The 1,178-nt window shown below is 29.1% G+C and carries 2 protein-coding genes; both read right to left on the reverse strand.

Going from position 1 to position 1,178, the window contains the following annotated elements:
* Positions 1-159 precede the first annotated feature (159 nt).
* Entirely contained in the window at positions 160-558 is a 399-nt protein-coding gene (locus UNSWCS_RS06215; RefSeq protein WP_051267831.1) for a hypothetical protein, read from the reverse strand.
* A partial coding sequence (locus UNSWCS_RS11975; RefSeq protein WP_035143644.1) for a hypothetical protein occupies positions 530-1,178 on the reverse strand: 649 nt, incomplete at its 5' end. The genes UNSWCS_RS11975 and UNSWCS_RS06215, both read right to left, overlap by 29 nt.

The following is a 1,178-nucleotide window of genomic DNA, read 5'->3' on the forward strand; positions in this document are numbered from 1 at the left end:
CACCAAGATAAGGCTCGTTAAAAGAATTGTCTGTATTTACACCGCCATTTGTTATTTTATCATATTGCTCTGTTTGTGGTGTAGCGAGGACATTATCATTTTTATTTAGCTCTTCTTTTGGGAAAGTAGTTCCTGGTAAGGTAGAAATTTCATCACTTTTTAACGAAAAATATCTACTATTTTATATTTATCACCACATTTTTCATCTAATTCGTTTAGATAGCTTAGCACCTGATTTTCATCTAACTTTCCATACAAATAAGGATTTGCTAGTTTAAAGATCATTTCTTGTGTTTTTTCATCTTCAAAGCCTATATCTTCACGACATTCTATTAAATTTGCCCACTCTTCAAGCTCTAAAAAAGATATCTTTTTATCCAAGCTTCTTTGTAAAATTTCTACTATATTATCTCTTGACATAGAAACGAGCTCAATTTCACTATCAAAACCAATCTGGGATAACATATTTTTTAATGTATCTATATTGTTTTTAAAATGAACCAAGTCTAATAAAATGCTAGTTTTATTGTTATTTTGTATTAAATTTATCTTTGTCATGCACAATATTCCCTTTTGGATCATATGTTATTTTATTGTAAGATATAGTATCGCCATCTTTATTAATCACTTTTATGTATTCTGCCTTAGATCCAGGTACTTTTCCTGGAGAAACCGCTTTAAAAACAATATTGCCATTATTTTCCTTATATATCTCAATATTTTCTTTTGAATTAGCAGGTATTTTTTTAATTGCTCGTTGGATATTTGCTACTTGTGATTTACTTAATTCATTCTTGTAATCATTAATCTTAATTTTGTTTCCACTTACTTTCTCAACAGACTTTATCCTAGCACCACCAACAGCAACACCTTTAGTTTCAGGATCAACCAGTATCAAAAGGGGAGCCATAGGATCTAGTGGCTTAAAATCATTTATCTTTAGATCATCAATATGATCATATAAGCCAAATCTATATTTTTTATTATCCCCCTTACTCTTATCTAAGCTATTAAACATATAAGAATTTAAAAGTAGAGTATTTAAGCTACTTTGATTTTTAATATACTTTATCGCTGCATCTTTGGCATTGATACCACTATCTTGTAAATTTAGAGCTTTGCTTAGATAGTCACTAAAACTATCTTCTTTTAGTTTTGCATATCTATCTTGCTTACTA

This window comes from Campylobacter concisus UNSWCS (assembly GCF_000466685.1).
Lineage (GTDB): Bacteria > Campylobacterota > Campylobacteria > Campylobacterales > Campylobacteraceae > Campylobacter_A > Campylobacter_A concisus_A.

Excerpts from the sequence above, each read along its gene's own strand:
- UNSWCS_RS06215 (WP_051267831.1), bottom strand. The coding sequence starts at position 558 with ATGACAAAGATAAATTTAATACAAAATAACAATAAAACTAGCATTTTA.